Source organism: Alistipes sp. AF48-12 (genome assembly GCF_003477565.1).
In the GTDB taxonomy this organism is placed as follows: Bacteria; Bacteroidota; Bacteroidia; order Bacteroidales; family Rikenellaceae; genus Alistipes_A; species Alistipes_A hominis.
This window is the reverse complement of the sequence record NZ_QUDJ01000040.1, coordinates 1-4555: the sequence shown is the minus strand read 5'-3', so window position 1 is coordinate 4555 and position 4555 is coordinate 1. Positions and strand designations below refer to the sequence as shown.

Annotated in this window: 4 protein-coding genes; all 4 read left to right on the top strand. The window is 40.5% G+C overall.

The genetic code is table 11. The annotated features are described in order from the left end of the window. Positions 1–383: hypothetical protein (locus DW082_RS13970; protein ID WP_118459174.1), on the top strand; the 383-nt coding region annotated here is incomplete at its 5' end. A gap of 370 nt (positions 384–753) precedes the next feature. After that, positions 754–1962, top strand: coding sequence for a 6-bladed beta-propeller (locus DW082_RS13965; protein WP_118459172.1), 1209 nt, complete (start codon positions 754–756; stop codon positions 1960–1962). Positions 1963–2704: 742 nt separating this feature from the next. Further along, positions 2705–3826 carry a 6-bladed beta-propeller gene (locus DW082_RS13960; RefSeq protein ID WP_220452665.1) on the top strand — a complete coding sequence of 374 codons (1122 nt, stop codon included), beginning with the start codon at positions 2705–2707 and terminating at the stop codon, positions 3824–3826. 188 nt (positions 3827–4014) lie between these two features. After that, positions 4015–4555 (top strand): hypothetical protein (locus DW082_RS13955; RefSeq protein ID WP_147387082.1); only part of this gene is annotated, 541 nt, incomplete at its 3' end.

Here is a 4555-nt window from a genome sequence, read left to right as displayed (position 1 = left end):
ATATGGCGGCTAACGATTCGGTAATGATATACGTTTATTTGTATAAAAACCAGATCGATATTTATGATGTAAAGGATTTCAGGCTGAAGCGGCGGATCGTCGGAGTTTACAAACCTCAGAAGCCTGCATTTCGGGATGAAGAATTGTATTATTTGGGGGTTATTCCGGGGGATAAATATTTTTATGCCTTGTTCAAAGGCGCGCGAACCGAAAAAGGCGAAAACCGCAGCAATACGATCGAGGTGTACGATTACGACGGCAATCCGGTCGCTTTGTACCGGTTCGATATACCGCCGTTGTATTTTTATCCGGACGAAAAAAATAATTGTATTTACGCTACGCATCCTTCCTGCATAGATACGTTGCTCCGGTATGATTTATAAATTTTCATTTCTACCCCAAGAATCGACGTTTTCTCATTAAAGCATCGTTAAAATTGACTTTTAACGATGCTTTAATTTTGCTTTTTGCGAAAGGATAATATAACTTTAAAGACAAACCAATATAAGAATGCTTATGGATGAAGTAGAAATGTAAGAGAGAAAGCGTATGTGAAATCAAAATTGATTGAAATAGTTGTATAATTTTATTAATTAAAAAAAATGAGACTGAGAAGTTTAATGGTAATGTCTATTTTGATTGTGAAGGATATATGCAATCCACTAATGATTATACGAGAGTAATCGTTTGTGGCTGATTTCGGTCGAGTGGGGTCGAAGCGTTTGTTGGGAAAGACTCTCTAAATGTGTAAAAATGAAGTTTTCTTTCTTTTGTATTTGTTTGTTCGTCTTCTGGATTTCTTGTCCTACGAATTCCGGGACGAGTGGGGTTTTACGGAATGACAGTCTGTATGTTGTCGATGTCGATCGTGCGGAGCGAGAAAAAGTGTTATTCATGTCTTCGTTATTTCAAAAAGCGAATGCTATTGTTCTGGACACATCGGTGTGGATAGGAAGTCTTGACAAAATACAAGGTTTGAATAATCGCATCTTTATATTAGATAGACATCAAGCTAAAGGTGTATTTGAATTTACGCGTGACGGTGTATTCGTACGGCAGATCGGAAGTCGGGGGAATGGGCCGGGCGAATATATCGTTCCGGGTGATTTTTCACTGGATATGGTGAACGGTCGGATTTATATACTCGACGATCAAAAACAAACGATCAGTCAATACAATATCTCCGATGGGAAATTCCAGAAAACAATCGCATTGGACAAAGAGTCCGGGATTCGGAGCCATCGGATACAGTGGGCAGACGGATCATTGTTTGTAGATCTGTATTGTTTTGATGAGCAACCGGCTACGGATGGTTTGTTGCGGCGAATTGATCTTTCGACAGCAAAAAGTGATGGTGTTTATATGAGTTCGGCATACAATAAACAGTGGCACGATCCGGAACGGATAGATAGTAAAGTTTTTTATCCGGGAGAGAAGAATGCGTACCGATTCGTGAAACAGTTTATGGATACTGTATTTTATATCGGCTCCCAAGGAGTAATGCCTTATATGGCTTTGCAAAGCGAGGATCTGTTACGTCCGCAGGATTTAAAAGTTGTGGATATGAATTCCCGATTACCGCTGGAGGCACAACTTTTTCAGACAAACAAGATCTATGGTATCCATGATTACAGGGAACATAATCATGTTATTTATTTTCGGTATATGAAGGGAGGAACGATTGTTTTTGTTGCGTTCGACACCAGAACGGGGAATACGACGTTATTTGATTTAATGACGGATGACCTGCTTTTTAGTGAAAATGCACAGGCATTAATGCCGCAATTCGGTTGTTCGACAGGTGAGGGTGAATATTATTATTTTAATAATGCCCCTTTTATAAATTTGAAAGGATGGGTTGAAGGTGGGGTGCTGTCTCCGACATTGGAAGGGCTAGATAAATTGAAAGTTTTAAATGAAAATTCGAATCCCGTGATATTTTATTATGAGTATAAGAATTAATGGTCTTTGAAAGGTGTTTAGCCTGGCCGGCGTTTTGATTTAGTGTCGGGGGGGGCGGTATCGTCCTAACGGTAAAAGCATTGCAAAAACGACTTTTTGCAATGCTTTTATTTTGCTTTTTGCGAAAGGATAATGTAACTTTAAAGACAAACCAATATAAGAATGCCTATGGATAAAGTAGAAATGTGAGAAAAAACGTATGTAAAATCAGAGTTTATTTAAATGGTTGTGTAATCTAATGAGAATTAATTTAAAAGAATGAAAAAAAATATTATTTGCCGTAATTTCTTTTATCGTTGTTGTTTTAATCAGTGTTGCGTCGAATAACAGAAATAGTAATATTCAGGACGTTTCTCTCTTGCTGAAAAATGTTGAGGTTTTGACTGCGGGTGAAGAAGGGGGTGCTTCAGGATCTTGCCAAAAAAATGTCCCTAGTATTATGCGTGCCGATTGTGATGGAGATGGGAAATTTGAATCTACGTTTGCGATAATAACAACATATAGTTGCGAGGGAGACGGTTCAGGTCCCTGTAAGTCCGGGACGGTGAGTACTACGTATGATTGTGAGGGATATGTGACCGGTTATTCCGATCTCACTTTGGATATGAATTGTTAGTTATACATTTGGATTATGTTTATCTTGCATGTTATGCTAAGGGTATGCTGTTTTATTGTCGTCTTTATTTTATGTGCCTGTAACAATCGCACTCGGGGTGAAACTCCTTTAACTGTAAACAACGATTTGTACGTTGTCGATATTGATCACGCTGATAGGGAAAACATTGTGTATTCCGCTGTATTCGGAAAATTGAAAACGGTGGTCTTAGGTGCAAATGACAGTGTCCTGATCGGCGAGATCAGTAAAATGCAGGTGGGTCGTGACGGTATTTTCGTGCTGGACCGGAACCAAACCAAAGGCGTTTATCTGTTTTCGAGTGACGGGGCGTTTGTCCGCCGGTTCGGCAGTGTCGGAAACGGCCCCGGAGAGTATATCGCCCCGTTCGATTTCAGCCTTGATCAAAAAAACGACGAGTTGTTTATACTCGACGGGAGCAAACAACGGATTAATAAATATGATATCGGGACGGGGAAATTTATCGGATATATTACGGTTAACCCCAAAGGCGGTACCCGGAGTTATCATATTCAGTACAATGAAGGGGCTTTGTTTGCGGACGCGTTTTTCGGACAATCTTCCAAAGAGAGTTATTTGCTGCAAAAAATAGATACTGCCACGGGCGTGCAGCAGAACGCTTATCTGAATAACCTCTATAATCAGAGGTGGGAAAATCTGCAAGAAATTGAGCCTACGGTTTTTTATTCCGTCGATCGGGAGTCCTCGCGTTTCGTAGAGCGATTTATGGATACGGTTATCTATGTTAGTTCGAAAGAGGTGAAACCGTATCTGGTAGTCAAAACGGAGAAGTGGATGCGTGCGAAAGATTGGAAAAAATTTGAAAAGGATAAGATGAGTCCGACCTTTCTAATGACACTGTTTTCTGCGGGGAAAATTTTCGGCATAAGCGATTATATCGAAAAGAAAGGGAGTTTTATTTATTTCGGGTATTACGACGGACGCAAAGCCGATGCTGTCGTGTATCATGTTAAAACGAAAGAAACCAAATTGGTCGGAGGCATTAAGGATGATCTGCTTTTTAAAAAAGATGTTTCGATGACGTTGTATACTGTTCTGGGGTGTACGACCGATAAGGGTGTCTATTTTTATGACAATAATCCGTCCGGTAATTTGAAGTCGTGTGCGGTGGACGGTGTTTTGTCTCCGAAACTGGATAATCTGGATGAGTTGAAACAGTTGGATGAAAATTCGAATCCGGTAATATTTTATTACGAATATAAAAATTAGCGGTTCTTGTAGAGAGTTTAGCCTGGCCGGCGTTTTGATTTAGTGTCGGGGGGGGCGGTATCGTCCTAACGGTAAAAGCATTGCAAAAACGACTTTTTGCAATGCTTTTATTTTGTTTTTCGCTTCTAAAAGAGTAACTTCACGAAAGTTTGGCAGGATACTGCTATATATAAATGTCTGCGCGGATTATGAGAAAACTTTTATGGGTATTGTCGCTTGCCGTACCGCTCTTTTCGTGCGGCGATCGCGATACGGCCGTTACGGCGAAGCGAGCTTTCCCTCAGGAAAAAAGAATTCAAGCCGTTAAATGTCCGGTGGGTGACGTGATGGATCCTAGTTACATGATCCAAAAAGGGGATTATTTGCTTGTTCGGAGCGGACAGCCAAAAAAACAATTGTTTGTCTTTACTGTGCCGGATTTGCGGTTCGTTTGTGCGACCGGAAATCAGGGGAGAGGCCCGGAAGAATTTTCTACATTTCCTACTTTGGTAGAGTCGCGTACGGATACTTTTTATGTTTTTGGATATGCTCATAGGCATTTGAAAAGTCTTGCGGTGGACTCGGCGGCTCGTGTCCATTTGACGGAGTGTTATGAAATTCCGTTGCACGAAGTTTTTAACCATATGCATTTGATTGATGATTCGGTGCTTTTGTATGAAACGGTTATGCTTCCTCAATATGCGGTTTACAAGTATGATCTGAAAAATCGTAAAAGCATAGACGAACTGA